Source organism: Mesorhizobium sp. B263B2A (assembly GCF_020165775.1).
GTDB classification, from domain to species: domain Bacteria; phylum Pseudomonadota; class Alphaproteobacteria; order Rhizobiales; family Rhizobiaceae; genus Mesorhizobium; species Mesorhizobium opportunistum.
In genome coordinates this window covers 14,390-39,408 of record NZ_JAIUIU010000028.1, presented here as the reverse complement: position 1 = coordinate 39,408, position 25,019 = coordinate 14,390, and the positions used below count along the sequence as shown (strand labels likewise).

22 protein-coding genes are annotated in these 25,019 nt (G+C 63.7%); 11 read left to right on the top strand and 11 right to left on the bottom strand.

Going from position 1 to position 25,019, the window contains the following annotated elements; genetic code table 11:
- Positions 1 to 51: 51 nt before the first annotated feature.
- Positions 52 to 921: an ectoine/hydroxyectoine ABC transporter substrate-binding protein EhuB gene (gene ehuB, locus LB568_RS28870; protein WP_224731905.1), complete on the bottom strand. Its 870-nt coding sequence runs from the start codon at positions 919 to 921 to the stop codon at positions 52 to 54.
- A gap of 346 nt (positions 922 to 1,267) precedes the next feature.
- On the opposite strand from ehuB, the gene LB568_RS28865 reads away from it, so the two are divergent.
- From LB568_RS28865 to LB568_RS28845, 5 genes are read left to right on the top strand one after another with little or no spacing between them, the layout of a single operon-like run.
- Complete coding sequence (locus LB568_RS28865; RefSeq protein WP_140780817.1) at positions 1,268 to 2,416, top strand: M24 family metallopeptidase; 1,149 nt, start codon at positions 1,268 to 1,270, stop codon at positions 2,414 to 2,416.
- Positions 2,417 to 2,427: 11 nt separating this feature from the next.
- Positions 2,428 to 3,684 carry a sarcosine oxidase subunit beta family protein gene (locus LB568_RS28860; RefSeq protein WP_224731904.1) on the top strand — a complete coding sequence of 419 codons (1,257 nt, stop codon included), beginning with the start codon at positions 2,428 to 2,430 and terminating at the stop codon, positions 3,682 to 3,684.
- Positions 3,685 to 3,699: 15 nt separating this feature from the next.
- On the top strand, positions 3,700 to 3,966 hold the full coding sequence (locus LB568_RS28855) for a sarcosine oxidase subunit delta (RefSeq protein WP_140780816.1): 267 nt from the start codon (positions 3,700 to 3,702) through the stop codon (positions 3,964 to 3,966).
- Complete coding sequence (locus LB568_RS28850) at positions 3,963 to 6,911, top strand: sarcosine oxidase subunit alpha family protein (protein ID WP_224731903.1); 2,949 nt, start codon at positions 3,963 to 3,965, stop codon at positions 6,909 to 6,911. Before LB568_RS28855 ends, LB568_RS28850 begins: the two co-directional genes overlap by 4 nt.
- Positions 6,904 to 7,440, top strand: a complete 537-nt coding sequence (locus LB568_RS28845; RefSeq protein WP_224731902.1) for a sarcosine oxidase subunit gamma — start codon at positions 6,904 to 6,906, stop codon at positions 7,438 to 7,440. Before LB568_RS28850 ends, LB568_RS28845 begins: the two co-directional genes overlap by 8 nt.
- Here LB568_RS28845 and LB568_RS28840 read toward each other — a convergent pair.
- From LB568_RS28840 to LB568_RS28795, 10 genes are all read right to left on the bottom strand, one after another.
- Positions 7,406 to 7,870, bottom strand: a complete 465-nt coding sequence (locus LB568_RS28840; protein WP_013893764.1) for a cupin domain-containing protein — start codon at positions 7,868 to 7,870, stop codon at positions 7,406 to 7,408. The two genes, LB568_RS28845 and LB568_RS28840, sit on opposite strands and share 35 nt — an antisense overlap.
- A 133-nt stretch (positions 7,871 to 8,003) precedes the next feature.
- Positions 8,004 to 10,250: a xanthine dehydrogenase family protein molybdopterin-binding subunit gene (locus LB568_RS28835; protein ID WP_224731901.1), complete on the bottom strand. Its 2,247-nt coding sequence runs from the start codon at positions 10,248 to 10,250 to the stop codon at positions 8,004 to 8,006.
- The gene (locus LB568_RS28830) at positions 10,247 to 10,744 is read right to left on the bottom strand and encodes a (2Fe-2S)-binding protein (RefSeq protein ID WP_013893762.1); all 498 of its coding nucleotides are present in this window, start codon (positions 10,742 to 10,744) and stop codon (positions 10,247 to 10,249) included. Before LB568_RS28830 ends, LB568_RS28835 begins: the two co-directional genes overlap by 4 nt.
- Positions 10,741 to 12,117, bottom strand: a complete 1,377-nt coding sequence (locus LB568_RS28825; RefSeq protein WP_224731900.1) for a c-type cytochrome — start codon at positions 12,115 to 12,117, stop codon at positions 10,741 to 10,743. The genes LB568_RS28830 and LB568_RS28825 overlap by 4 nt, the downstream gene beginning before the upstream one ends.
- A 245-nt stretch (positions 12,118 to 12,362) precedes the next feature.
- Positions 12,363 to 13,106: a ribonuclease activity regulator RraA gene (locus LB568_RS28820; RefSeq protein ID WP_224731899.1), complete on the bottom strand. Its 744-nt coding sequence runs from the start codon at positions 13,104 to 13,106 to the stop codon at positions 12,363 to 12,365.
- 23 nt (positions 13,107 to 13,129) lie between these two features.
- Complete coding sequence (locus LB568_RS28815) at positions 13,130 to 14,293, bottom strand: mandelate racemase/muconate lactonizing enzyme family protein (RefSeq protein ID WP_224731898.1); 1,164 nt, start codon at positions 14,291 to 14,293, stop codon at positions 13,130 to 13,132.
- A gap of 44 nt (positions 14,294 to 14,337) precedes the next feature.
- Complete coding sequence (locus LB568_RS28810) at positions 14,338 to 15,435, bottom strand: ABC transporter ATP-binding protein (RefSeq protein WP_224731897.1); 1,098 nt, start codon at positions 15,433 to 15,435, stop codon at positions 14,338 to 14,340.
- 10 nt (positions 15,436 to 15,445) lie between these two features.
- A complete protein-coding gene (locus LB568_RS28805) occupies positions 15,446 to 16,336 on the bottom strand; it encodes a carbohydrate ABC transporter permease (RefSeq protein ID WP_013893758.1) in 891 nt (296 codons plus the stop codon).
- Positions 16,333 to 17,280 (bottom strand): carbohydrate ABC transporter permease, encoded by a 948-nt coding sequence (locus tag LB568_RS28800; RefSeq protein ID WP_013893757.1) that lies wholly within the window; start codon positions 17,278 to 17,280, stop codon positions 16,333 to 16,335. The genes LB568_RS28805 and LB568_RS28800 overlap by 4 nt, the downstream gene beginning before the upstream one ends.
- Positions 17,281 to 17,356: 76 nt before the next feature.
- Positions 17,357 to 18,838: an ABC transporter substrate-binding protein gene (locus LB568_RS28795; protein WP_224731896.1), complete on the bottom strand. Its 1,482-nt coding sequence runs from the start codon at positions 18,836 to 18,838 to the stop codon at positions 17,357 to 17,359.
- A gap of 185 nt (positions 18,839 to 19,023) precedes the next feature.
- Between LB568_RS28795 and LB568_RS28790 the strand changes: the two genes are divergently transcribed.
- The 6 genes from LB568_RS28790 to LB568_RS28765 all read left to right on the top strand — a co-directional run bounded on the left by LB568_RS28790 (position 19,024) and on the right by LB568_RS28765 (position 24,963).
- A complete protein-coding gene (locus tag LB568_RS28790; RefSeq protein ID WP_224731895.1) occupies positions 19,024 to 19,734 on the top strand; it encodes a GntR family transcriptional regulator in 711 nt (236 codons plus the stop codon).
- Positions 19,735 to 19,790: 56 nt separating this feature from the next.
- Positions 19,791 to 20,957, top strand: coding sequence for a mandelate racemase/muconate lactonizing enzyme family protein (locus LB568_RS28785; protein ID WP_224731894.1), 1,167 nt, complete (start codon positions 19,791 to 19,793; stop codon positions 20,955 to 20,957).
- Positions 20,958 to 21,017: 60 nt separating this feature from the next.
- Complete coding sequence (locus LB568_RS28780) at positions 21,018 to 22,376, top strand: mandelate racemase/muconate lactonizing enzyme family protein (RefSeq protein ID WP_224731893.1); 1,359 nt, start codon at positions 21,018 to 21,020, stop codon at positions 22,374 to 22,376.
- A gap of 45 nt (positions 22,377 to 22,421) precedes the next feature.
- Entirely contained in the window at positions 22,422 to 22,748 is a 327-nt protein-coding gene (locus LB568_RS28775) for an NIPSNAP family protein (RefSeq protein WP_224731892.1), read from the top strand.
- An 8-nt stretch (positions 22,749 to 22,756) separates the two neighbouring features.
- A complete protein-coding gene (locus LB568_RS28770) occupies positions 22,757 to 23,953 on the top strand; it encodes a mandelate racemase/muconate lactonizing enzyme family protein (protein WP_224731891.1) in 1,197 nt (398 codons plus the stop codon).
- A gap of 335 nt (positions 23,954 to 24,288) precedes the next feature.
- Complete coding sequence (locus LB568_RS28765; protein ID WP_224731890.1) at positions 24,289 to 24,963, top strand: GntR family transcriptional regulator; 675 nt, start codon at positions 24,289 to 24,291, stop codon at positions 24,961 to 24,963.
- Positions 24,964 to 25,019 lie beyond the last annotated feature (56 nt).

Here is a 25,019-nt window from a genome sequence, read left to right as displayed (position 1 = left end):
TGCGTCTCCGAAAAAGGGGCGGCGCCTTGGCGCCCCCCAGCAGTTGGGACCCTATTTGCCGGCGCAGAGCTCGGCGGTGGTCTTGTTCGGCAGGTAGTCCTTGCCGAAGCCAAGCGGCTCGACCAGGGCGATATGCTCAGGCGAGCCGAGGAATTTCTTCAGCTCGGCGTTGAAGGCCTCTTGCAGATCGGTGTCTTCCTTGCGGAAGCCGAAGCCGCCATGGCCCTTCACCGACTTGCCGTTAACCTCGCCAAATGGTTTCGTCGATTCCACGCCGTCGGCCTTCTTGGCCATGTCGGCGATCGAAAGCGCGGTCAGTGCGGCGGCGTCGGCGCGGCCGGCCTGGACAGCCGCGACCAGACTGGACTGGTCGGGCAACGAGACGATCTGCCCCGCGGCAACACCCGCGTCCTTGGCGTAGCCGCCTTCGACAGCGCCGGCCATGACAGCGAGCTTGAGGTCCGGATTGTCCTTGATGCTGGAGTAGTCCTTCACGCCCTTGGGATTGCCCTTGACCACCAGCATGGCCTGGCCGATGCCGTAGGACGGTTCGGAGAAATTGATCTCGGCGCAACGCTTCGGATTGATGAACATGCCGGCTGCGATGATGTCGAAGCGGCCGGCCTTGAGACCCGGGATGAGCGAGCCGAATTCGGTCAGCACGCCGTCGACCTGCGGAATGCCCATCTTGGCGAGCACCGCCTTGGCGACTTCCGGCGCCTCGCCGGTCAGCTTGCCGTCGGGCGTGGCGAAGCCGAACGGTGCCTCATTGGCGAAGCCGACGCGGATGTAGCCGTCCTTCTTGGCCCGTTCGAGTGTGGTCTCCGCATGAGCGGGCAGCGACGCAAGCGACGTGGCGGCAAGCGCAAGACAGGCGGCCGCCTTCACGACGATGCGGCGCGAGATCGATGATTTCAGCATGCTTTTCTCCCGTTGAACAACCGATGATGGTTCCCAGCGCAACGACCTTCTTCGAGGCTCAAACGCGCTTGACCAGACGTATACAACTGCCCTAGAGATTGTGCAAGCCAAGTCGCAGAAACCTTTGAAAATTCGGCATCGACGCGATGATTTACCGCCAAGTTGTGCACAATCTAGGCAATTTGGCCGCTGCGAAGGGGTGGACAGCGTAGGTGACGGGCGCGAACCATCCGGGGGCACTCACGAACGCCTCGGCGACGTGGCGCGCGAACTCATCATTGTCGATTGGCCTGTCGAGGGACCATGCCGGCGACGAAGCCGGCAACAGCAAGCACGAGGACACCTGATGGATCGCAATCCCTTTTCCGAAGCCGAAATCGCCGGCCGTCTCGCCAGGATCCGCAAGGCTCTGGCCGAGCGCGAACTCGATGGCGCGGTCTTCGCTTCGCCGGAGAACGTCTTCTATCTCACCGGGCTCGATCACTGGGGGTATTTTGCCCCTCACCTGCTGATCGTCCCGCTCCAAGGCAAGCCCGTACTGGTCACCCGTTCGATGGAAAGGGTAACCATCGAGAAACAGGTGACGGCGGCGGAATTCCGCGGCCATTCCGATAGCGAAACGGCAGCGGATCTTGCCGCGCGGGTGCTGGCGGAACTCGGTCTCTCCGGCAAGCGGATCGGTCTCGAATCCTGGACGGCGGGCCTGAGCCATGGGCTTGCCGTATCGTTGCAGGCGCAGGTCGATGCCAGATGGAGCGACGTCTCCGGCCTGGTCGACAGGATGCGGCGGGTAAAGAGCACCGAGGAACAGGCCTTGATGCGGCGGGCCGCCGCGGTGACCGACGCAGCCGCCCAAGCCGCTATCGCGGCGATCGCGGACGGCGCCGCCGAACAGGAAGTCGCCGCCCTATGTGTCTCGGCGATGATCCGTGCCGGCGGCCATGCGCCGGGCTTCGGCCCGTTCATCCGCCCGGCCGCGCGGCTTGGCGAGGAGCATACGACGTGGGGCGACGGCATCTATCGCAAGGGCGAGCCGGTTTTCGTCGAACTGTCCGGCTGCATCTCGCGCTACCACGCGCCGCTCGGCCGGCTCGTTCGCATCGGCCACATCGGCAACGAGGACGCCGCGATGGCAGAAGTGACCGCCAGGGCGTTCGACGCGGTCGTCAAGGCCCTGCGTCCGGGGGCCAAGGCGCGCGATGTCTACGCCGCCTGGCAGGCCGTCGCTGACGAGGCGGGGCTTTCCCACTATCGCCGCCATCACTGCGGCTATCTTGTCGGCGCCGGCCAGCCGCCATCGTGGACCGGCGGCAATTCGGTGACCGGGCTGCGGCACGATTCCGATCTCGAGATCGAGACGGGGATGAGCTTCCACATCCTGTCCTGGCTGATGGGCACCGGCCGTGGCGACGACTTCGTCTCCAACACCGTGCTTTTGACCGATGCGGGCGCCGAAGTGCTGACCCGCACGCCGGCCGGCCCGATCGTTCGATAGGCCTGCACGTCATGGCGCGCTATTCGGCATTCTCGATTTTCCGCAATGCGCTGTCGGGCCAGAAGAACTGGCAGCGCGCCTGGCGGCCGGCGGAGCCCAAACCGTCCTACGACGTGATCGTCATCGGCGGTGGCGGACACGGTCTCGCCACCGCTTTCTACCTCGCCGAGAACCATGGCATCCGCAATGTCGCCGTGCTCGAAAAAGGCTATATCGGCGGCGGCAATGTCGGCCGCAACACCACCGTCATCCGCTCCAACTACCTGCTCGACGGCAACACCCAGTTCTACGAATTCTCGATGAAGCTCTGGGAGGGCATGTCGCGGGCGCTGAACTTCAACGTCATGTTCTCGCAGCGCGGCCAGCTCGTCACTGCCCATTCAGCCGACCAGCTCGACGGCTTCAGCCACCGCGCCAACGTCATGCGGCTGAACGGCATCGACGCCGATATCCTCGACCGTGACGAGGTGCGCCGGCTGGTGCCCTATCTAGACTTCTCCGACACCGCACGCTTTCCGATCCATGGCGCCATCTTCCAAGGCCGCGCAGGTACGGCGCGGCATGATGCCGTCGCCTGGGGCTATGCGCGCGCGGCCGATGGCCATGGCATCGACATCGTCCAGAACTGCGAGGTGACGGGCTTTGTCCGCGACGGCGAGCGGATCGTCGGCGTCGAGACAACGAAAGGCCGGATCGGCGCCGGCAAGATCGGCCTCGCGGTCGCCGGCCACACATCCATCCTCGGCGCCAAGGCCGGCCTTGAACTGCCGATCGAAAGCCATGTCCTGCAGGCCTTCGTCACCGAACCGCTGAAGCCGCTGGTGGACCATGTCGTCGCCTATGGGGCCGATCATTTCTATGTCAGCCAGTCGGACAAGGGCGGGCTGGTCTTCGGCGGCAATCTCGATGGCTACAATTCGTATGCCCAGCGCGGCAATCTCGGCGTCGTGCGCGAGGTGGCCGAGGCGGCGATCGCCTTGATGCCGTGCATCTCGCGCATTCGTCTGCTGCGGCATTGGGGCGGCGTCATGGACATGACCCCGGATGCCAGCCCGATCATCTGCCCGACGCCGATCGACGGTCTCTATCTCAATGGCGGCTGGTGCTATGGCGGCTTCAAGGCAACGCCGGCTTCCGGCTGGTGCTTTGCCCACACAATCGCCACCGGCAAACCGCATCCGTTGATCGCCGCCTACGGGCTCGACCGTTTCCGGACCGGCCGCACCCTGGATGAGGCCGGCGCCGGCCCTTCCGCCTGGCTGCAATAGGAGGCGATGAGGAAAATGCTGCGCATCGAATGCCCCTGCTGCGGTCCGCGCGACCATGACGAGTTCCGCTATGGCGGCGACGCCTCCGTCAGGCGCCCGGCCCATGACGATCCAGATCCGGAGGCGTGGTACGCCTATGTCTATGTCCGGAAAAACCCGGCGGGGCTCCACCGTGAGTTTTGGCAGCATGTGATCGGCTGCCGGCAGTGGCTGGTGGTCGAGCGCGACACGCGCAACCACGTCATTTCCTCGGTCGCCTTCGCCAGGACATCACAAGCATGAACGCCCACAACAAGCGCCTGCCTGCCGGCGGCCGCATCGACCGCTCCCGCCCCATCGAATTCAGCTTCGACGGCCGAAAACTGGCCGGATATCGCGGCGACACGCTTGCATCCGCGCTGCTCGCCAACAACGTCCCGCTGGTTGGGCGCAGCTTCAAATACCATCGGCCGCGCGGCATCCTCTCCGCCGGGCCGGAGGAGCCGAACGCACTGGTCACGCTCGGGACTGGCGGGAGGCGCGAGCCGAACCTGCCGGCCACGATGCTGGAGCTTGGCGACGGCATGGCCGCGGAAAGCCAGAACCGCTGGCCGTCACTCGCCTTCGACGTGCAAAGCATCAATGGCCTGTTCGCGCCATTCCTTTCGGCTGGCTTCTATTACAAGACCTTCATGGGTCCGACACGGCGCGCCTGGATGGTCTACGAGCATTTCATCCGCAGAGCCGCCGGCCTCGGCCGGGCCGGCACCGAGCCGGACCCGGACCGCTACGAGGTTCGCCATGCCTTTGCCGATGTCGCGGTCATCGGCGGCGGTCCGGCCGGCTTGTCGGCGGCGCGCGCCGCGGCCGCGGCCGGCGCGCGGGTCGCACTCATCGAGCAGGATTTCCTGCTCGGCGGCCAACTGCTGGCGGAACGGACCGACGGCAAGGCGGCCGCATGGCTGAGCCAGGTCCAGGCCGAACTGGAGAGCTTCGAGACCGTCACCTTGATGAAGCGGACCAGCGCTTTCGGCCTCTATGACGGCAATGTCATTGGCCTGGTCGAGCAACGCGACCAGGCCAGCCCGGCCGGCGGAGCCCGGCAGACCGTCACAATGCTGCGCGCTCGTTCGATCGTTTTCGCCACCGGTGCCATCGAGCGCCCAATGGTGTTTCCGAACAACGACCGGCCCGGCGTCATGCTTGCCTCGGCCGCCCGGGCCTATCTCAACCGCTTCGCCGTTCTGCCGGGCAGGAAGATCATCGTCGCCGCCACCAATGACGGCGTCTGGCGCACCGCCTTCGACCTTGCAGGTGCCGGTGCCGAGGTGACGGTGGTGGACATGCGCGCCACTGTGTCCGCGGCGCTTGCCTCGGAGGCGACCCGCCTCGGTGTCGTCGTGCGGACCGGGAGCCGCATTGCCGGTTTGCATGGCGGCCATGCTGTCAAGCGTGCAACGCTCAGCGGACCGGATGGCCGGTTCGAGACCGCTTGTGATCTGGTCTGCATGTCCGGCGGCTGGTCGCCGACCGTGCATCTCACCTCGCATCTCGGCATCAAGCCCCGATATCGCGATGACATCGACGGCTTCGTGCCGGGCTGCTTTCCAGCCGACCGGTTCGGCGCCGGCGCTATGATGGGAATCTACGCAACCCCCGATGCCATCGAGGACGGCCATCGCGCCGGCATCGAATCGGCATCCTTCTGCGGCAAGTCGACGCCGGTGCCGGGTCCCAGGAGGCTCGATCTGGGCGAGACCATCACGGCCGTGCCTCGCGACGTCTCTCCGGCCCACCGCGGAAAAGCCTTCGTCGATTTCCAGATGGACGTCACCACGAAGGACATTGAGCTCGCCCATCGCGAAGGCTATGAAGCGGTCGAGCACCTGAAGCGCTATACGACGCTCGGCATGGGCACCGACCAGGGCAAGACCAGCAATTTCGCCGCACTGTCCGCGATGGCCGCGCTGCGCGTCGCAACGGTTCCCGAGACCGGCACCACGACCTTTCGTCCGCCCTTCACGCCGATCGCCATCGGTGCGCTTGCCGGACGCGCCACCGGCCATCATTTCAAGCCGTTTCGCCGCACGCCGATGCACGATTGGCATCAGGCCAACGGCGCCGACATGCTGGAGGTCGGTCTGTGGATGCGGCCCTGGTTCTACCGGCAATCCGGGGCCGATGTGAACGAAGCCTATGTCGCCGAAATGCGGCAGGTGCGCCAGGCGGCAGGCCTGATGGATATCTCCACCCTGGGCAAGATCGACGTCCAGGGTCCCGATGCGGCGATTTTTCTCGACCGCGTCTATGCCAACGGCTTTGCCAAACTGCCGGTCGGACGCGCCCGCTATGGCGTCATGCTGCGCGATGACGGCATCGTCCTCGATGACGGCACGACGACGCGGCTGGCCGAAAACCGGTTCTTCATGACCACCTCGACGGCCAAGGCCGCCGATGTTCTGTCGCGGCTCGAATTCCTGCTCGATGCGGCCTGGCCGGACCTGCGCGTCGCCGTTACCTCGGTGAGCGACGAATGGGCGGCGATGTCGGCCGCTGGACCGAACAGCCGTGCCATCCTGGCGGCTGCGTTTCCGGCGCTCGACGTTTCCAACGCAGCGCTGCCGCATATGGGGTTGCTCGAAAGCGAATGGGAAGGCCGCGCGCTGCGCATCCTGCGCCTCAGCTACTCCGGCGAGCGCGCCTATGAAATCTATGTTGGCGCGACTGCCGGTGCGCAACTCTGGAGCCATTTGCTCGAAACGGGCCGGGCGTTCGACCTGAAGCCTTACGGCGTCGAGGCCCTCGGTGCGTTGCGCGTCGAGAAAGGCCATGTCGCCGGACCTGAAATCGACGGGCGCACCACACCCGACGATCTCGGCCTCGGCCGCATGGTCGGCAAGCGCAACGGCTTCGTCGGCGATGTGCTGCGGCGACGCCCCGCCTTCACGGCGCCTGACCGGCAACGCCTGGTCGGCCTTGAATGCATCGAGGATGGAAAGCGGCTGCGCGGCGGCGCCATCCTGTTCCTGCCGGGCGAGAAGGCTCACGGCCATGGTCGCGGGCGTGTCACCTCCGTCACCTACAGTCCCGAACGCGGCCACTATGTCGGGCTGGCCCTGCTTGCCGGCGATGTCGCGGCGGAAGGGAGCGAGGTCTTGGCCGTCTATCCGATGAAGGCTGAAACGGTGCGTGCCCGCATCGTCTCGCCAGTGTTCCTCGATCCGCAGGGAGAACGGCTGCATGGCTAGCCCGGATTTCAGCCTGTCCGTTGCCGACTGCCGACTCATCCAGATCGAGGGCTGGGACGGGACGCTCGGGCAATTCGAAACGAGGCTGTCCGCGTCACTCGGCGTGGACCTTCCCGCCTCGGTCGGCGAGACGGTGCGTCACAACGGGCTTCTCATCATCCGCATCGCACCCCGCCGTCTCTGGCTTGCTCTCGACGACAGCGCGCCGGAGCCGTCCCTTGCGATCGATCCGGATCTCGGCTGTTCGGTTGCCCTTGGCGAAGGCCGCGTGCGTTTCAGCCTGGCCGGGGTCGACATCGCGAGCGTGCTCTCGACCTGCATCGCCGTCGACTGGCACGCGCCGACGACCGCTCCGGGTCGCGCTGTGCAGACGTCCTTCCATCATGTGCCGGTGCTCTTGCTGCGCACCGGCGAGACCGCATGTGAACTCATCGTGCCGCGAAGCTTCGCCCGCAGCCTTCATGACTGGCTTGTCGACAGCCAATCCGAGGCCGCTAATTTCTCGCCGGCCAGTCGCGCAGAAGCGTGATCCCAAACCTCGGCGCGGCCGCTTTGAGCCGCTCGATATCGGCGGGAGTCGGCGGCCTGGCCGCCTCTCCCTTCCGAAGCTCACGGCCGCCTTCGGCGAGAAACCGGTCGAATCCACTGGGCGTGCCTATCAGGATGTAACGGACGGGCTGACTGCCAGGATTCATGAGCTGGTGCGGGATGCCTCGTTTTAGAAACATGCCCTCGCCCGGCGAGAGCGTTTGGACCTCGCCATCCACAATCGCAGTCAATTGCCCCTCGATGACATAGACCGTCTCGTCGTCGTTTGCATGGACATGGATCGGCGTCTTCGTCTGCCCGTCACTTCTGTTTTCGAGGAGACAAAGCACGCCTTCCGTCTGTTCGCCGCCAACCAGCCGCTTCATGACGACGCCTGCGAGCGAAAACGCCTTCGGTTCGAGATCCGTCATCGATCCAGTCCTTCCTGACCCAGTCCTTCTTGACCCAGTCCTTCTTGACCCAGTCCTTCTTGACCCAGTCCTTCTTGACATTGAAGCGTCCTGCCTCAGCGCACGAGCCCATCGGTTGCCTTCGTTCGGCCTCCTAAACCCCCAACACAGCCTTCACCCGTTCACGCGTATAGGGAAGGTCGTGGATGCGCTTTCCCGTGGCGTGCCGGAACGCATTGGCGATTGCGCCTGCCGTTGGCCCCTGCGCTGCTTCCGCGACGCCGAGATAGGGCGAGCCCGGATTGTCGACGACGTGCACCTCGACGCTGTCGGGCACGGCGCTGAAGCGCAGGATCGGATAGGCCGACCAGTCGGCGCTGAGGATGCGGGTGTCGTTGAAATGGACGGCCTCGTAAAGCGTCCAGCTCAACGATTGCAAGATGCCGCCTTCGGTCTGGTTGACGATGGAATCCGGGGCCACCGCCTCGCCGCAATCGACCGCGCACACGACATGCGAGATGGCGATGGCGCCACTGTCGCGGTCCACGTCCGCTTCCAGCGCGATGGCGAGATAGGCGGCATGGTTCTTGTACTTGGCGAAGGCAAATCCCCTGCCCCGGCCTTCCGGCATCGGGTCGTCGCTCCAGCCGAATTTCTCGGCCGCCACCTCGATCACCTTCCTGGCGCGCGGATCCTTCAGGTGCCGCAGCCGGTACTCGACCCGGTCCGCCTTGGCTACCAGCGCCAGTTCGTCCATGAAGCTTTCGATGGAGAAGACGTTGCAATAGGCGCCGAGGCCGCGCAACGCCGAGACGCGCACCGGCATGTCGGCGACGAAATGCCAGTTCACGCGCTGGTTCGGCACATCGTAGAGCGGGATGGCGTTGCGGTCGCCATTGCCGAGCGGCGATATCTGCAGCTTGGCGGGATCGGGCGGAAAATGCTTTGCCATCAGCCGCCCGGCAATCAGCGAACCGGCCGAACCCGGCCTTGTGCCGTGGTTGTTGCTCCACAGGTCATAGTGCCAGCTGACGATGCTGCCCTTCTCGTCGAGCGTGGCGCTGGCCTTGGTCAGCATGGCCGGACCATAGGGCTCCCACAGATGTTCCTGGTCGCGCATCCATTGCACGCGCACCGGCGTGCGGGGCAGCGCCTGTGCGATCAGCGCGGCATCGGCGGCCGCGTCGTCGGCGCCATTGTGGCCGTAGCAGCCTGAGCCCTCGGTGTGGATGCAGCGTACCTTTTCCGGCGGCACTCCAAGCATCTGCGCAATCGCCTTGCGATCGGGATAGACGCCTTGCGTATGCGTCCACACCGTCGTCAGACCGTTGTCGACCATGGCGACGGCACTGGAGGGGCCGATCGAACCGTGCATCTGATAGGCACGGGTAAACTGCGCTTCAACAGTCCTTGCACCCGGCGCCGCCTCAGCGCCGACCGAGGTTACGGTGCCGACTTCGGCAACCGATTTCTCAAGGAAAGCCGCAAGCTGGTCCTGGTCCGGCAGCGCGGCCCCTTCCTGCCAGGTCGCCGTGGCCGCCATGGCGCGCATGGCCTTCACCGCCTGGAACTCTTCCTTGGCGACCACCGCCAGGAAATCGCCGTCATGCACCACCGCGACCACGCCCGGCATCGCCTTGACGGCCGCCTCCTTGAAACCGGTGAGCTTTGCCGAATAGCTCGGCGGCCGCACGACACGGGCATGCACCATGCCGGGCAGCCGCATGTCCTGGACGAAAGCTTCGCCGCCGGTCACCTTGGCCGGAATATCGACCCGGGCGAAGGGCTTGCCGATCGCATGATAGGTCTCCGGCGCCTTCAGCCTGGTGTCGGCGGCGGCATCGACATGCAGGAAATCGGTCACGACAAGTTCGCCATAACCGAGTGCGGCGCCATCCGGCCCGACCACCTTGCCGGCTTGCGCCTTCAACTGGTCGGCGGGCACGCCGAGCTTCTCACCGGCCTTGGCCACAAGTATCTGTCGCACTTGCGCCGAAGCATGACGGATCGCCGTGCCGCTGTTCTGGATCGTCTGGCTGCCGGCGGTGTAGCCCTCATCGGGCGTCAGCGCGGTGTCGGCGGTGATCAGCCTGATCGCCGCCGGCTCGACCTCCAGCTCCTCTGCCGCGATCTGGCGCAGCGAGGTCTTGGTGCCCTGGCCAAGCTCGGCCTTGCCGGTGAAGACGGTGATCGAACCGTCGGCATCGATGCGGATCCAGGCATCCAGCGACGGCGTGTCGGCAAGGCTGCCCGGCAGGGTCGACGGCTTTGCGGGCGCGGGCGCGGGCGCCGGCGTCGCGGCCTCCTGTGCATGGACCGGAATGGCAAAGGATACGACCAGCGCGCCGGCGCCTGTCAGGAAGCCTCGCCGCGTCAGATCGGGAAAATGCGGAGCGTTCATGATGCCCTCCCCGTAGTAGCCGCCGAGGCTGCCGATCCTGGCTTCATCTTTTCGCGGGCGCGGGCGACGGCGCGCAGGATGCGCATGTGAGTGCCGCAACGGCAAAGGTTCGGCTCCAGCGCCTGCCTTATCTCGGCATCGCCGGCATCCGGCTTGGCCTCGAGCAGGGCTTGTGCCCGCATCATCATGCCCGCAATGCAGTAGCCGCACTGCGCCGCCTGCTCCTCGATGAAGGCGGCCTGCATCGGCCCCGGCTCGTCTATCGTGCCCAGCCCCTCCACCGTCTTGACCTGGCGCCCCTCCACCAGCATCGCTGGCGTCAGGCACGAAAAGACCGCCTTGCCGTCGACCATCACGGTGCAGGCACCGCACTGGCCGAGCCCGCAGCCGAACTTGGCGCCATTGAGCTTGAGCTCGTTGCGCAGCACGTAGAGCAGTGGCGTCGCGGGGTCGGCTTCGACGTCGTGCGGGACGCCGTTAACATTGAGCTTCATCTGTCTTGGGCTCCTACATTGTCCGGGCCGCGCTCGATGCCGTCGGAGGGGCGCACGCTGACCTGGTATTTGCCGTTCCTGGTGGCGGCCAGTCGCTCAGTGGCATCGGGCCATGCCGGCTGGCCGGCGAAGGCCTCGCGCAGATAGGCGAGCAGGTCCGTCACCTGGTCGTCGCTCAGCGTGGCCGCGAAACCCGGCATGATGGCGCTCTGACGCCCGCTTGCCGCCGGCAGGCCGAACAGCACGGTGTTGATGACGTTCTGCGGGCCGGGCGCGTTGACCGCGCTCGACAGATGGAAATCCATGCCGCCGAACGGCTGCGGGCGGCTGCCGTCATGGCAGGTAGCGCAGGCCGCCTGGTAGACCACCGCGCCGCGTCCGGAGGGCGTCGCCGCCGTTGCCGACACCGGGATCGGTATCGCGCCGGCATCCGTGGAGAGCTTTTTGCGGATCTCCTGTGCTTTCGTGACGCGCCGCGGCGACGGTTCGCCCATCTGCGACGCGATATAGGTGGCCATGGCGCTGATGTCGGCGTCCGGAAGCCGGCCGAGATTGCCGGTCACCTCGCCCATCGGGCCGTTGGCGACGCCATGCTCGGCATGCCAGCCCCGGCGCAGGTAAGCGAACAGGCTGTCATGTGTCCACGGCACCGGCGCCGTCGTGCTGGCATCGAGCGCAAAGGCAGTCCAGCCCTCGGCCTCGCCACCGGCGAGATGCGATCCCGCCTTCTCGGCGCCGAGCATGTTGCGCGGCGTGTGGCAGGCACCGCAATGCCCAAGCCCGTTGACGAGATAGGCGCCACGATTCCACTCCGCACTTTGCGAGGCGACAGTTTGATAGGACCCCTTGTCGAAGAACAGCAGCTTCCAGCCGGCCAGCACCAGGCGCACATTGAGCGGGAACGGCAATTCATTGGCGGGCGGGCGCTTGTTCACCGGCCGGCGTGTCATCAGATAGGCATAGAGCGCGCTGTTGTCCTCGTCCGAGACCAGCGTGAAATGGTCGTAGGGGAAAGCCGGATACAGGTGGTTGCCGGCACGGTCGACCCCTTCGCGCATGGCGCGTGTGAAGGCGGCCTGTGACCAGCGGCCGATGCCTGTCTCGGGGTCGGGCGTGATGTTGGTGGAATAGATCGTGCCGAACGGCGTCGGCACGGCAAGCCCGCCGGCAAAGGACTTATCGCCCGGCTTGGTGTGGCAGGATGTGCAATTGCCGACGGAGGCCAGCACCGCGCCCTTCTCGATCAGTGCCTGGTCGAAGGCGGATCGTTGCGGTGGTTCGACCGGATCGATCGCCGGCTTCCAGGCGTAAGCGAACAGTCCGGCGGCGCCAGCAATGACAACGACGAAAACGCCTATCCAGAAGCGTTTCAAGACTGCGCCTCCTTTTTGGCAGGCCAGCCAGCCAGCGAGACGCGACTATGCCCGCGTTGCTATTGCAGCCGACGCAGGAAAAGCTAGGCGCGATATGAGTGTCGTCAATTGTCCGATTGCTTCAACTTGCGATCACCCGCCTGCGATCACATGTCGATCCAGTGGCACGGACCGGGCCTCGTCGTTCTCGTCGGGATCGGAGTGGCACGACCGATAGCTGCCGCCCATGTCGGGTATTTCCAAGGTCAATCCGCCGGGCGATTGGTTTTGCGCCACTCCTCATATTCGCCTCGGGCATCGTCATGCAGTGGGTAGTAGCGCTGCAGCGGAGCACCCTGCATCAGCTTCATTCGTGAGAACTCCTCCCAGTCGTGATGCTTCTGTGATTCTTCGATCACTTTTGCGGCCATTGCGACAGGAAGCACCACCGCTCCGTCATCGTCGGCGATGATGATGTCGCCGGGGAGCACCGTGACGCCGCCGCAGGCAATCGGAACGTTGACCGCGTTGGGATAGATGCTGGTCTGCACATGATAGTTGGGCGTCCAGCCGCGCAGCCACAGAGGCAGATCGAGCTTCTCGACATTGGGCCTGTCGCGCATGCATCCGTCGATGACGATACCCGCGCCGCCCCTGCCCTTGAAATAGGTCGACATCATATCGCCGAAGACGCCCGAGCTCATGTCGCCGCGCGCATCGACCACCACCACGTCGCCTTCCTGCGCGTGGTAAAGCACGTGCCGGTGCAATTGCGTCTCCGGATCGGCATATTCTCCCTCGTTGAAAAGGTCCGGCCGCTGCGGCAGGAATTGCAGCGTCAGCGCCGGCCCTACGATCGATTTTCCGTGGTTCTGCGCCACCGGACCGACCATGTGCGGATTGCGGAAGCCCATGTGGCCAAGCGTGCCGGCAACCGTCGCGGCGCCGATCTCCCTTAGCGCGTCGATCAGATCCTTGCGCGGCCGCGTGATATCGGGGATATGCGTCATTGTCGGACTCCGTTTGCAGGGAATTACCAGTTCGTAACAGAACCGTCGCGGCGCTTGAGGTGAGGCGCTTCCCAGAAGCGCAGGCTCTGCGCCTGGACGACCGCTTCGTTGACTTCGATGCCGAGCCCCGGCAGATCGCCGACCGGATAATCCGGGCCGTCGAGCCGCGGTTGCACGGGGAAGAAGTCGGAATTGTCGAAACCCAGCTTTCTTTCGGGTGCCCTGGTCTCGAGCCACGCGAAGTTCGGTACCGCGGCGGCGAGATGCACGGTCGCGGCGGTGCACACCGGACCAAGCGGATTGTGCGGCATCAGGTCCACATAATGCGCCTCGCTCCAGCCAGCTACTTTCATCGCCTCTGTGAGCCCGCCGACATTGCAGACATCGATCCGGTTGAACTGGTGGATGCCGCGCTCGATGTAGGGCAGGAAATCCCATTTGCTGGCAAATTCCTCGCCGATGGCAAAGGGGATGTCGGTCATGGTGCGCAGGGATTCGTAGGCCTCCGGCGTCTCGGCCCGTATCGGCTCCTCGAGAAAATCAAGCACGCCGCGGCCGAGCTTGTTGCAGAAGCTAGCCGCCTCGGCCACCGACAGCCGATGGTGATAGTCGATGCCGAGGACGACATCGCCGCCCAGCGCCTCGCGCGCTCTGTTCAGCATATGCGCGGTAGCCCCGATCGACGCGCGCGGCTCGAAGATATCCTTGCTGCTTTGCCCTACGGGGAAGAAGCGGATCGCCTGCCAACCCTGTGCGCAGAGTTCGCGGGCTCGCTCGATGGCAGCATCGCCCTCGGCCTCGTCGCCGGTCGAGGCGAAGGTGGGGACGCGGTCGCGCTGCTTGCCGCCCAGCAGCTCGTAGACCGGCACCCCCAGCGCCTTGCCCTTGATGTCGTGAAGGGCGATGTCGATAGCGGAAATCGCTGCCTGCAGAACGCGGCCGCCTTCGAAGTACTGGCTGCGATAAACCTCCTGCCAGATCCGCCCGACCTGCATCGGGTCGCGGCCGACAAGAAACTCGCGATAATGCTCGATCGCGCCGGCCACTGCCTTCTCGCGACCGCTCAAGCCGCTCTCACCCCAGCCGAAGATGCCTTGGTCGGTCTCGACCTTGACCAGCATCTGGTTGCGGGTCCCCACCCACACTGGATAGGGCTTGATCGCGGTGATCTTAAACTTCTCGGTCATCCAGCCCACCCCCAATGCAGCCCACCCAATGAACCCGCCCTCTCTCAGTTGCCCTCGAGGGCCATCTCCGTTTCGCCATCGAACAGGTGAATGCGCTCCTGATCGAACTCGAGCCAGATCTGCTCGTCGGGTGTGACGGCGATGTTGGGCGACACGCTGATGTTGACGATGGCACCGGAGAGAAACGCCTGCACGAAGGTGATGTCTCCGGTTGGTTCCACCGTATAGGCCTTGGCCGGAATGGCGCCGTGGACCGCGCTCTTGTGCAGCTTGATGGTCGAGTGTCGCGCACCGAGAACGACCTTCCTGCTAGTCGCTCCCTGGACCTTGCGCGCGTTGGGTTGCGACAGTTCAAGGCTCCAGCCCTCAGGGCTCGAAAGGACGGTGTCGCCATTGGCCGTCGATGCCTGTAGTGGAATAAGGCTCATCGCAGGGCTGCCGACGAAGCTCGCCACGAATATGTTGGCTGGATGCGCGAAAACTTGCGCCGGTGAATCGTATTGTTGCAGGTATCCGCCGTTCATCACGGCCATCCTGTCTGCCATGGTCACGGCCTCGAGCTGGTCGTGCGTCACATAGACGATCGTCGCCTTGAGATCCTGGTGGAAGCGCTTGATCTCCGACCGCATCTGCACGCGCAGCTTGGCGTCGAGGTTGGAGAGCGGTTCGTCCATCAGGAACACCGCCGGATCTCGAACGAGAGCGCGGCCCAGGGCCACGCGCTGCTGTTGTCCGCCTGAAAGTTCGCGCGGCTTGCGCTCGAGCAACTGCGTCATGTCGAGCACGCGCGCGGCTTCCCTGACCTTCCTGTCGATCTCGTCCTTGGGCAATCTGCGCATCTGCAGCGGGAACGCCAGGTTCTTGTAGACCGATTTCTGCGGGTAGAGCGCGTAGTTCTGAAACACCATCGCGATGTCCCGGTCCTTGGGGTCGAGGTCGTTGACCACCCGGTCCCCGATGACGATGTCGCCGGATGTGATCGGGATCAGCCCGGCGACGAGATTGAGCGTGGTCGTCTTGCCGCAGCCCGAAGGGCCGACGAGCGCAACGAACTCGCCGTCATTGACCGTCAACGAAACATCGTTGACGGCTTTGAAGCTGCCATAAGTCTTGACGAGATCTTTGAGGACCACATGGGCCATCGGCAACTCCCTAGTGCTTGACGGCGCCTTCTGTGAGGGCGCGTACGAAGTATCGTTGCAGGACGAGGAACAGCACCACGACGGGCACACTCATCATGAAGCTGGCCGCCATCAGACCCGGAAAGTCCGTCGTGTTCTCCGAGAAGAAGCGCTGGATGCCGACCGGCAGGGTCAACTGCTCGTTCTTGGAGAGGAAGGTGTAGGCGTAGATGTACTCGTTCCACGCGCCGATGAAGGAATAGATCGCGGTGGCGATGATCCCTGGTGCCGAGAGTGGCATCACGATCAGGATGAAGGCCTGGAACCGCGTCGCTCCGTCAATACGCGCCGCCTGCTCGAGCTGCACCGGGATGTTGTCGTAGAAGCCCTTGAGCAGCCAGATCGCCAGCGGCAGTCCGAATGTGAGGTAGGTGAGGATGAGCGAGCCATGCGTGTTCACCAGCCCGATCGCGCGCATCAGGATGAAGAGCGGCACCAGAAAGATCACCGCGGGGAACATGTTGCGAAGCAAGACGGCGAAGAACAGGAAGTTCCGGCCCGGGAAGGTGAAGCGCGAAAAGGCGTAGGCCGCGGGAACCGCCACGATCACCGAAAGGACGGTCGTGGCAGTGGAGACGTAAAGGCTGTTCCAGAAGAAGCGGAGGAAGTCCTGGCCGACACTGTTCTGCGGATCGAGCAGCTTCTGGTAGCTGGCGAGAGTAGGCTCGTCCGGCCACCATTGCGGCGGGAATTGCATCGCGGCAAAGCCGGATTTGATCGAGGTGATCAGCATCCAGATCATCGGCAATGCGGTGTAGAGCAGCATGAACACGAGGAAGATGCGCCCGCTCCACCGCCATCCGTCAACGCGTATGCGGCGACGGGTATGGCCTCGAGCGGCTGTCTCGGCAATCGTGCTCATGCGCTCTCATCCTTCCGGTCGTTTCCGCTTAGCGCGCGAACGTAAAAGTAGCCGAGCGTCATCAGAATGAAGAACAGAAGCACCGAGTAGGCCGATGCGACGCCCCAGCGCTGCCGGCCGAAGGCAAGCTCATAAATGTGCGTGATCCAGATGTGCGACGCGTTCGACGGCCCGCCGCCGGTCATGATCCAGGGGATGATGAAGGAATTGAAGTTGGCTACTGCCAGCAGAAGGATCGTCACCGTCGAGACGTTTCTAAGGTGCGGGAAGGTGACGTGCCAGAAGCGCTGCCATGCGCTGGCTCCGTCGACCTTTGCAGCGCGCAGCAACTGGTCCGGGACGGTCTGCAGACCGGCCATCATCATGATCATGGCGAACGGGAACTCCCGCCAGATATTGACGACGATCAGGGAGGGCAGCACCGTGCTGACGCTGTCGATGAAATTCGGCGGCCGGTCGGCCCATCCGAGGCCGACCAGCACCGCGCCGATGATCCCGAAGTCCGAATGGTAGATCCACTTCCAGATGTAGGATGCGGCGACGGCGCTGATAACCCAGGGAATGATCAGGATGGCGCGCAGCACACCCCGACCGATGAAGTCGCGATGGAGGGCCAGCGCGCAGCCAAATCCCAGGACAAAGGAGAGGAAGGTGGATGCCAGTGTCCAGATAAGGGTGTTCGAGGTGACCTTCCAGAACACCGGGCTGGTGAGGATGGCGGTGTAGTTGTCGACGCCGATGAAGATCTTGTCGCGGAGCTGCAGGCCAGGCGGCGTGTTGAAGAACGACAGCTCGATCGTGTAGTAGATCGGATAGGCTATGACGATCAGCATGACGGCAATCGCGGGAAGCACGTACGCGTAGTCGGCGCGATGCTCCCAAATCTTGCGCAGCAGGGGTCGCAATCTCCCGCGAGCCCCGGTCTTGCCGGTCACGATCGTCACTTTGGCGGGCCCTTGTTTTCGGAAAGAACCGGTTGCGCTCTAAGCGCAACCGGCAAGATCGCAGGTCAGGCTTCGGCTAGAGTCCGCCGCCCATCAGGTCTTTCACCTTCTTGGCCGCGTCGTCCGCTGCCTGGTCGACGGTCATTGCTCCGGTGAGGGCATTTTGGAGCATGTCCGGGACGATGATGTTCATGATCTCGGGAGATTGCGGCAGCGCCGGGAACGGGATGCCGTATGGCAGCATGGAGGTCGTGACGTCGAGGAACTTGATGCTGTCCAGACGCTCCTTCATCCATTTGGTCTTGAAGCCGTTAAGGTTGCCCGGGTTCGAACCCGCATAGGCCATTTTCAGTGACCATTCGGGACTGGTCCACATGCAGATGATGGCCTTCGCGGCCGGCTCGTCGACCTTGCCGCCCTCGACATATTCGGGCTTCAGGATGTGGATGTTCGAGCCGCCGAACACGACGGCGCGCTTGCCGTCGGGGCCGGTCGGGATCAGCCCGTAGCGCATATTGTCGATGACGGTCTGCGCCTTGTCCTTGTCGGCGCCTGTCGCCTTCGCCTGCAGATCGAGCATGACATTGTAATCGGACGGGTGCGAGATCATCATGCCAAGCTGGCCGGCGAGGAACAGCGGCTGGTTGTCGGCCTGCTGGTTGGTGAGCGCCGAAACCGGAACCGACTTGTCGCGGACATACATGTCGTAAGAGGCTTGCAGCGCGGCCTTGCTCTGCGGGCTGTCGAGCTCGATCTGCTTATAGGTCGGGTTCGCCGCGGTTTCGTCGAAGACGCCGCCGCCATAGGCCCACAACTGAGGCATGAAGCGATATGGGGTATTGCCGGCATTCTTGCGCGCCACGAGGCCGTAACCGGCGATGCCGAGCTTGTCGTGGATTTGCTTGGAGTACTTCACGACGTCGTCCCAGGTTGCCGGAGCCTTGTCCGGATCGAGACCTGCGCGCTTGAAAATGTCGGCATTCCAGATAAACGCCATGGTTTCATTGTTGGTTGGGATGCCGTAGGTCACACCGTCCCAGGTCACGGCTTTCATGGCGCCGGGCCAGAAATCCTCGGTCGAATATCCGACATCCTCGGGCTTGAGCGGCTGCAGATAGCCCTTCGAGGCGAACTCGGTGCCACCCAGGATCTGCAAGCGAACCGCCATTGGCGCTGCATTGCCAAGCAGCGCCGTGCGGAACTTGTCCAGGAGATCATTATAGGTGAGCGCCTGATCCTCAAGCTGGATGTTCGGGTAGGTCTTGCGGAAGGTGGCGAAGAAATCCTTGTAGTACTGGCGCAGAAGGTCGGGGTCGCCCTCGAAGACGCCCTGATACCAGAACGTCAGTCGCCCCTTGTAATCGAGCGGGGTGACCTTGCCGCAATCGGCGGCGGTGTCGAACTCCTGTGTGCCTGCAATCGAGCGCACATACTCCGGCGACCACTTGCTCAGGTCGACCGGCGGCGCACCAAGCGCCGATGTGGACATCAGCGATGCCGTCAAAACACCGACGACAGTGCCGCGCAGGACCGCACTGCCGAGCGTAATCCTCGTCATAGGTATCCTCCCTGGTTCTCCGCCCTGCGATCGCGAGGATGCCCTTTTTCGGCACGGGTGTACCCTCTCGACCATTTAGTACGTTTTCAGATCGTTGATTGTCTGTCAACGCACAGGATCGTACATTGTTTGTGAAAGCCGTGTGTGATATCGGGCAAAGTGTGTATTGACCTGAGGAGCCGGCCTTGGCCGAAATAGATGATTTCAAAGCCATGCCACCCGATGGGATCGATCCCATCGGGGCTTCCAGCGAGGGCGCCTCGCTTTACGAGCGGATCAGGGAAGACATCATCGAGGGACGGCTCGCCGCCAACGAGCGGCTAGTGGTGACCGATCTCGCCCGGCGCCACGGGACCTCGACCAATCCCGTGCGCGAGGCGCTGCAGCTGTTGCGTGGGGAGGGCTTTGTCACCTTTGTCGCCAACCGCGGGGCGCGTGTGCGACCCATAGATCAGGATTTCGTCCGCGATATCTACGAGATCGGTGTCTTGATCGAGCCTGCCCTGACGCGATGGTTCGTGAATATGGCCACCGGTGAGGACATCACCGAACTCGAACGTCTCCAGGGCTTGATCGAAGAGAACAACTTCGCCGACACGTTCAGGCACAGCGAGCTGGATACCGCCTTCCACACCGTGATGTACCAGCGGCATTACAACCGCCATGCCGCCGAGCTTTGGTGGAAGCATCGCGAAGTGCTGCGAGCCGTGAGCAGGCGTTTCAATTTCACGCTCGCGCGGCGGGCCGCAATCATGCGCGAGCACCGCGAACTCATTGCGCTGGTAAAAGCGGGAGAAGCCGACAAGGCGGCCGAACTCGTTTCCCGCCATGTCGAGGGCTCCGGCCGGCATGTTCTCGAACAGATGCGTGCGCGCAACGCCGCTCGGGCCGGATAGGACGAGAGGTCAAGTCCAGAACGTCGTGCCCCGACATTTCAGACAAGGGAGTTGAGATGAAAATCACCAGCGTTCGGCCGTGGCTGATCAAGTCCGATGCTTCCTATTGGGGAGAGTACCTGTTCGTCGAGGTGACGACCGACGAAGGGGTAAGCGGCTGGGGAGAAATCACCACCACGACAAGGCTCGCCAACCGCGCTCTTTGCACGATCCTGCGGCAGATCGGTGTCGCCATGACAGGTGAGGATCCAGCGCGTATCGAGCATCTCTGGCACAAGATTTTCCGCAGCTTCACCTACATGGGAAGCCGCGGCGCCGCCGTCGAATGCGTGAGCGCCATCGACATAGCGCTATGGGACATCCGGGGCAAAGTCTTGGGCAAACCGATCTATGAGTTGCTGGGCGGGCCGGTGCGTGATGAAATCGCCCTCTACACTCATCCCAACCAGGCGCAGTTCACCAGCAAGGACGCGGTGGTCCGCGAAATCTTGGACATCGTCGAATCCGGACATACCGGGCTAAAGTTCGATCCTTTCCCCCACCAAGGTCGCACCGCCGATGGCTTGGCGCGTGAACAGCGGGACGGCTATCTCGACGGCAGCATGACCCGCAAGGACGAGCGCGAAGCGGCCGAACTTACGGCGCTGATCCGCGAAACGGCAGGCCCTGACGTCGACATCCTCATCGATGCGCATGGCCGCTTCGATGTCCCCACCGCCATTCGCCTCTGCCGGAGCCTCGAGGAAGCCGGCCAGATCGACTGGTTCGAGGAGCCTTGTCCGCCCGAGAGCCTGAATGCCCTCAAGCAGGTGCGTGAGAAGGTCAGTGCCGCTATCTCGTGGGGCGAGCGCGGCCACACGAAATGGGATTTCGTGCCGGTTCTCGAGAACAGGCTCGCCGACTACATCATGCCGGACGTCACCTGGACCGGCGGTATTACCGAGCTCAAGAAGATTTCAACCCTCTGCGAGGCCTACTACATCCCGGTCTCGCCACATGACGCCGCGGGCCCGATCAACGTGGTCGCGGGAGCGCAGGTGATGATGACTGTTCCCAATTTCTACAAGCTCGAAACGTCGGAGTGGAACCTGGGCAAATACGATCATCTCATCGACAGACCGCTCGACGTTTCGAACGGCAGCCTCAAGCTGACGGCGAAGCCTGGTCTCGGTGTCGAGATGAACCGCGACTACCTGCAGGCCCATGAGATTGAGCTGAGCTAGCAAGGCTCCATGCCTGCCAGCGTTTGGGGCGACAAGCCCCGACCAGAACGAGGACAAGTCATGCCAAAGACGGACGGAGCCGGCGAGGCTCTCAATCGGATCAACACGAACTCCAAACCTTCCGACCTGCGCATCACCGACCTGCGCGTCGCCGAGATCGTCGGCGCGCCGTTCACTTCGGCGCTCATCAAGATCTACACCAATCAGGGCATTGTCGGCCTGGGCGAAGTGCGCGACGGCGCCAGCGCGACCTATGCGCTGATGCTCAAGAGCAGGTTGCTGGGCGAGAACCCCTGCGACGTCGACCGTCTGTTCCGCCGCATCAAGCAATTTGGCGGCCACGGGCGGCAGGGTGGCGGTGTCTCGGCGGTCGAGATCGCGCTCTGGGACCTTGCCGGCAAGGCCTATGGCGTGCCGATCTACCAGATGCTTGGGGGACGGTTCCGCGACAAGGTGCGTGTCTATTGCGATACCGACGCGGAGAAGCCCAGTGGCACCGAGACCGGCAAGCGGCTCAAGGCGCGGATGGATCTCGGTTTCACCTTCCTTAAGATGGACCTCGGGCTGACGCAGATCTCCCACATCCCAGGCGCGGTGGTCGCGCCGGCCGGCGTGCTCGAGGGTTTCCGCGGGCATGCCGCTCGCGGCCGGGCACGCACGCTGGACGAGCGCCGGGCGCGCAACGCAGCCTATGACGCGCAGAACGTGCCGCATCCCTTCACCGGCCTCCATTTCACCGAAAAGGGCATCGACCTGCTCGACCGATATATCCACGAGGTCCGCGAGGTGATCGGCTACGAAATCCCGCTCGCCATCGACCATGTCGGCCACATCTCGCTGCAGGACGGCATCCGCCTCGCCCGACGGATCGAGAAATATGCCCCAGCATGGCTCGAGGACGTGATCCCCTGGCAGTACACCGAGCAGTATCGGCAGCTGCAGCAGGCGACTTCGGTGCCGATCTGCACGGGCGAGGACATCTACCTCAAGGAAGACTTCGAGCCGCTGCTCAAGGCGGGCATCTCGGTCATCCATCCGGACCTGCTGACCTCGGGCGGCATCCTCGAGACCAAGAAGATCGGCGACGCGGCGCAGGACCATGGCGTCGCGATGGCCATCCACATGGCGGAAAGCCCGATCGCCGCGATGGCCGCCGCGCATGTCGCGGTGGCGACGGAAAACTTCATGGCGCTCGAATATCACAGCGTCGAAGTGGACTGGTGGGACGATATCGTCACGGGCCTACCCAAGCCGCTGGTCAAGGACGGGTTCATCGCCGTGCCGGACAAACCGGGGCTGGGCATCGACGACGTGGTCGACGAAGTCATCAGCCAGCACCTGCAGGAAGGCGTCAAAGGCATCTGGCAGCCGACCGATCACTGGGATGACGAATATTCCTGGGATCGGACCTGGAGCTGACTCTACACCTCTTCCAGGAGGGAGAGGTGAACACAAGGATCGACTATGATCTACGAACTTCGCATTTACGACTGCCTGCCGGGCCAGCTGCCGGCGCTGCTCAAGCGTTTCAACGACCATACCTTGGCGCTGTGGGATAAGCACGGCATCCGCCAGGCCGGCTTCTTCACCACGGTGGTCGGCGAAAGCAGCAATCGACTGACCTATTTCGTCGCCTGGGAATCCCTTGCCGAGCGCGAAGTGAAATGGAAGGCCTTCACCACCGATCCGGCATGGCTCGAGGTCCGCGACGAGTCCGAGCGCGACGGCCCGATCCTGGCCAATATTTCCAGCCAGTTTCTCGCGCCAACCGACTTCTCGTCGGTGAAATAGAGGACGTCATGAAGATCACCGATCTCCGGTGCGCCGTCATCGGCAAACACCCCATCGTCCGCATCGTGACCGATGAAGGCCTCTATGGCCTGGGCGAGGCCGAGTACACCAAGCCCTATCTCAAACCCTGGGTCCTGCATTTTCGCGAGGCGCTGATCGGTGAAGACCCGACCGATGTCGAACGCTGCATGCTGAAGATCCGCCAGCGCGGTTCGTTCAAGCCCTACGGTGCCGCCGTCAGTGCCATCGAGCACGCGCTCTGGGACATTGCCGGCAAGGCGGCAGGCGTTCCGGTCTACAAGCTGCTCGGCGGCAAGGTGCGTGACAAGGTGCGGGTCTATAACGGCTCGATCCGCAAGAAGCGCACCGGCGACCAGCCCGAAGACTACGCGGCCGACGTCAAATGGATGATGGAGCGGCCGGAAAACTTCTTCATGGTCAAGCAAGGCATCTCCTTCCACTCCAACATGAAGACCAGCGTGCCCGACTTCCACTATGGCGTGCGCCAGCCGCCGACCTATCACGGCGCGATGGACCAGGGCCAGATCAGCGAGCGCGGCATGGCGCACATGGTCGAATGCGTCATCGCCATGAAGGAGGTGCTCGGCGACAAGGTCTCCCTTGCCCTGGATTGCGGCCCCGGCTGGTTCCTGCCGGACGCAATCCGCTTCGCGCAGGCGGTGGAGAAATACAATCTGATGTGGCTCGAGGACATGCTGACGGGCGACTACGTGCCATGGGTCAATCCGCAGGCCTATCGCGAACTCACGACATCCACTTCCACCCCCATCCACACGGGAGAGCAGATCTACCTGCGCCATAATTTCAAGGAACTGATCGAAACACAGGCGGTCCGCGTCATCGGCCCGGACCCCGCCGATATCGGCGGCATCGCCGAGCTCAAATGGGTGGCCGAGCATGCCTACATGCATTCGATCATGATGGCGCCGCATGGCACGGCAAACGGTCTGCTGGGCCTCGGCGCGCTGATCAACGTCTGCGCCACACTGCCCGCCAACTATATCGCCTTCGAATATCCCAGCGCCTCCGATCCCTGGTGGGAGGATATCGTTGTTGGCCTGCCGACGCAGATCGTGAAGGACTCGATGATCGACCTGCTCGAGGCCCCCGGATTGGGCCTCGACATCGATGCCGCGGGCGCGAAGAAATACCTCAAGGAAGAGGACGCCGGCTTCTTCGATTGAATGTCCGCAGCGCGAACCTTTGCAGATGCGACCCTCGTCGGCTGCATCCTGGATCCGCCACACCCGGCTAAGCAGCCAAATCACGCAAGTCGCCGCGGAAGACGGAGCAGGCGGCCCGGCTGAGCGCGCTCCGCCTTCGGCCGGAGTGCTCGCCTATCGGCATGCGGCTCGGTGCAAGCCTTCCCTTGCGGGTCGAATTCCTCACTGCGGATAGCGACTATTGCGACTGCGCAACCCCTTCCATCGTCGACGAACCACGGCTCGCATTGGATGCAGCGCGATTTACATTCTAGTATAATCTGATCATTTCTGGTGAACGAAGCCACGGATTTGCCATGGACCTGGATCCTTCGACCCTCAATCGGGCTCTCCCGCTCCGCGATCAGATCTATCAGAAGATCCGCAACCTGATCGTCGTCGGGCAGATGAAGCCGGGGGAAGTGATCAACGAGGTGGCGATCGCCGAAGCCCTCGGCGTCTCACGCACTCCGGTGCGGGAAGCCGTCAAGCGCATCAGCGACGAGGGTCTCGTCAAGATCCTGGCGCAGACCGGCACCTATGTCGCGCCGATCAGCCGCGCCGACCTGGAAGAAGCCTATGTCATCCGTCGGGCGCTGGAGATGGAGAGCGCGCGGCGCGCGGCCGTCAAGCTGACACCGGCATCGGCCGAACTGCTTGAAGACAATATGGCGGCGCATCGGCTTGCCATATCGCGCGGCCGATATGCCACCGCGATACAACTCGACGATGTCTTCCACCGCACCATCGCCGAGATCTGCGGCCTGCCGATGATCTGGCGCGCCGTCGACATCTCCAAGGCGCAGATGGATCGCGGCCGTTACCTCGCCATTCCCAAGCCCGGCTATGGCGAACAGACGATCGAGCAGCACGAGGCCATCCTCCACGCGCTCAAGCGCCACGACGCCGAGGGGGCAGCGCAAGCGATGGAACACCATCTCGAGACGTCGTTCCGCAACACGCTCGAAGTCGCCGCCGACCTACTCGGTTGAGGCGGCCCGCCCGGCAGGTGCACCAAGGTTTTGATTCCATCTCTTGGCGATTATGC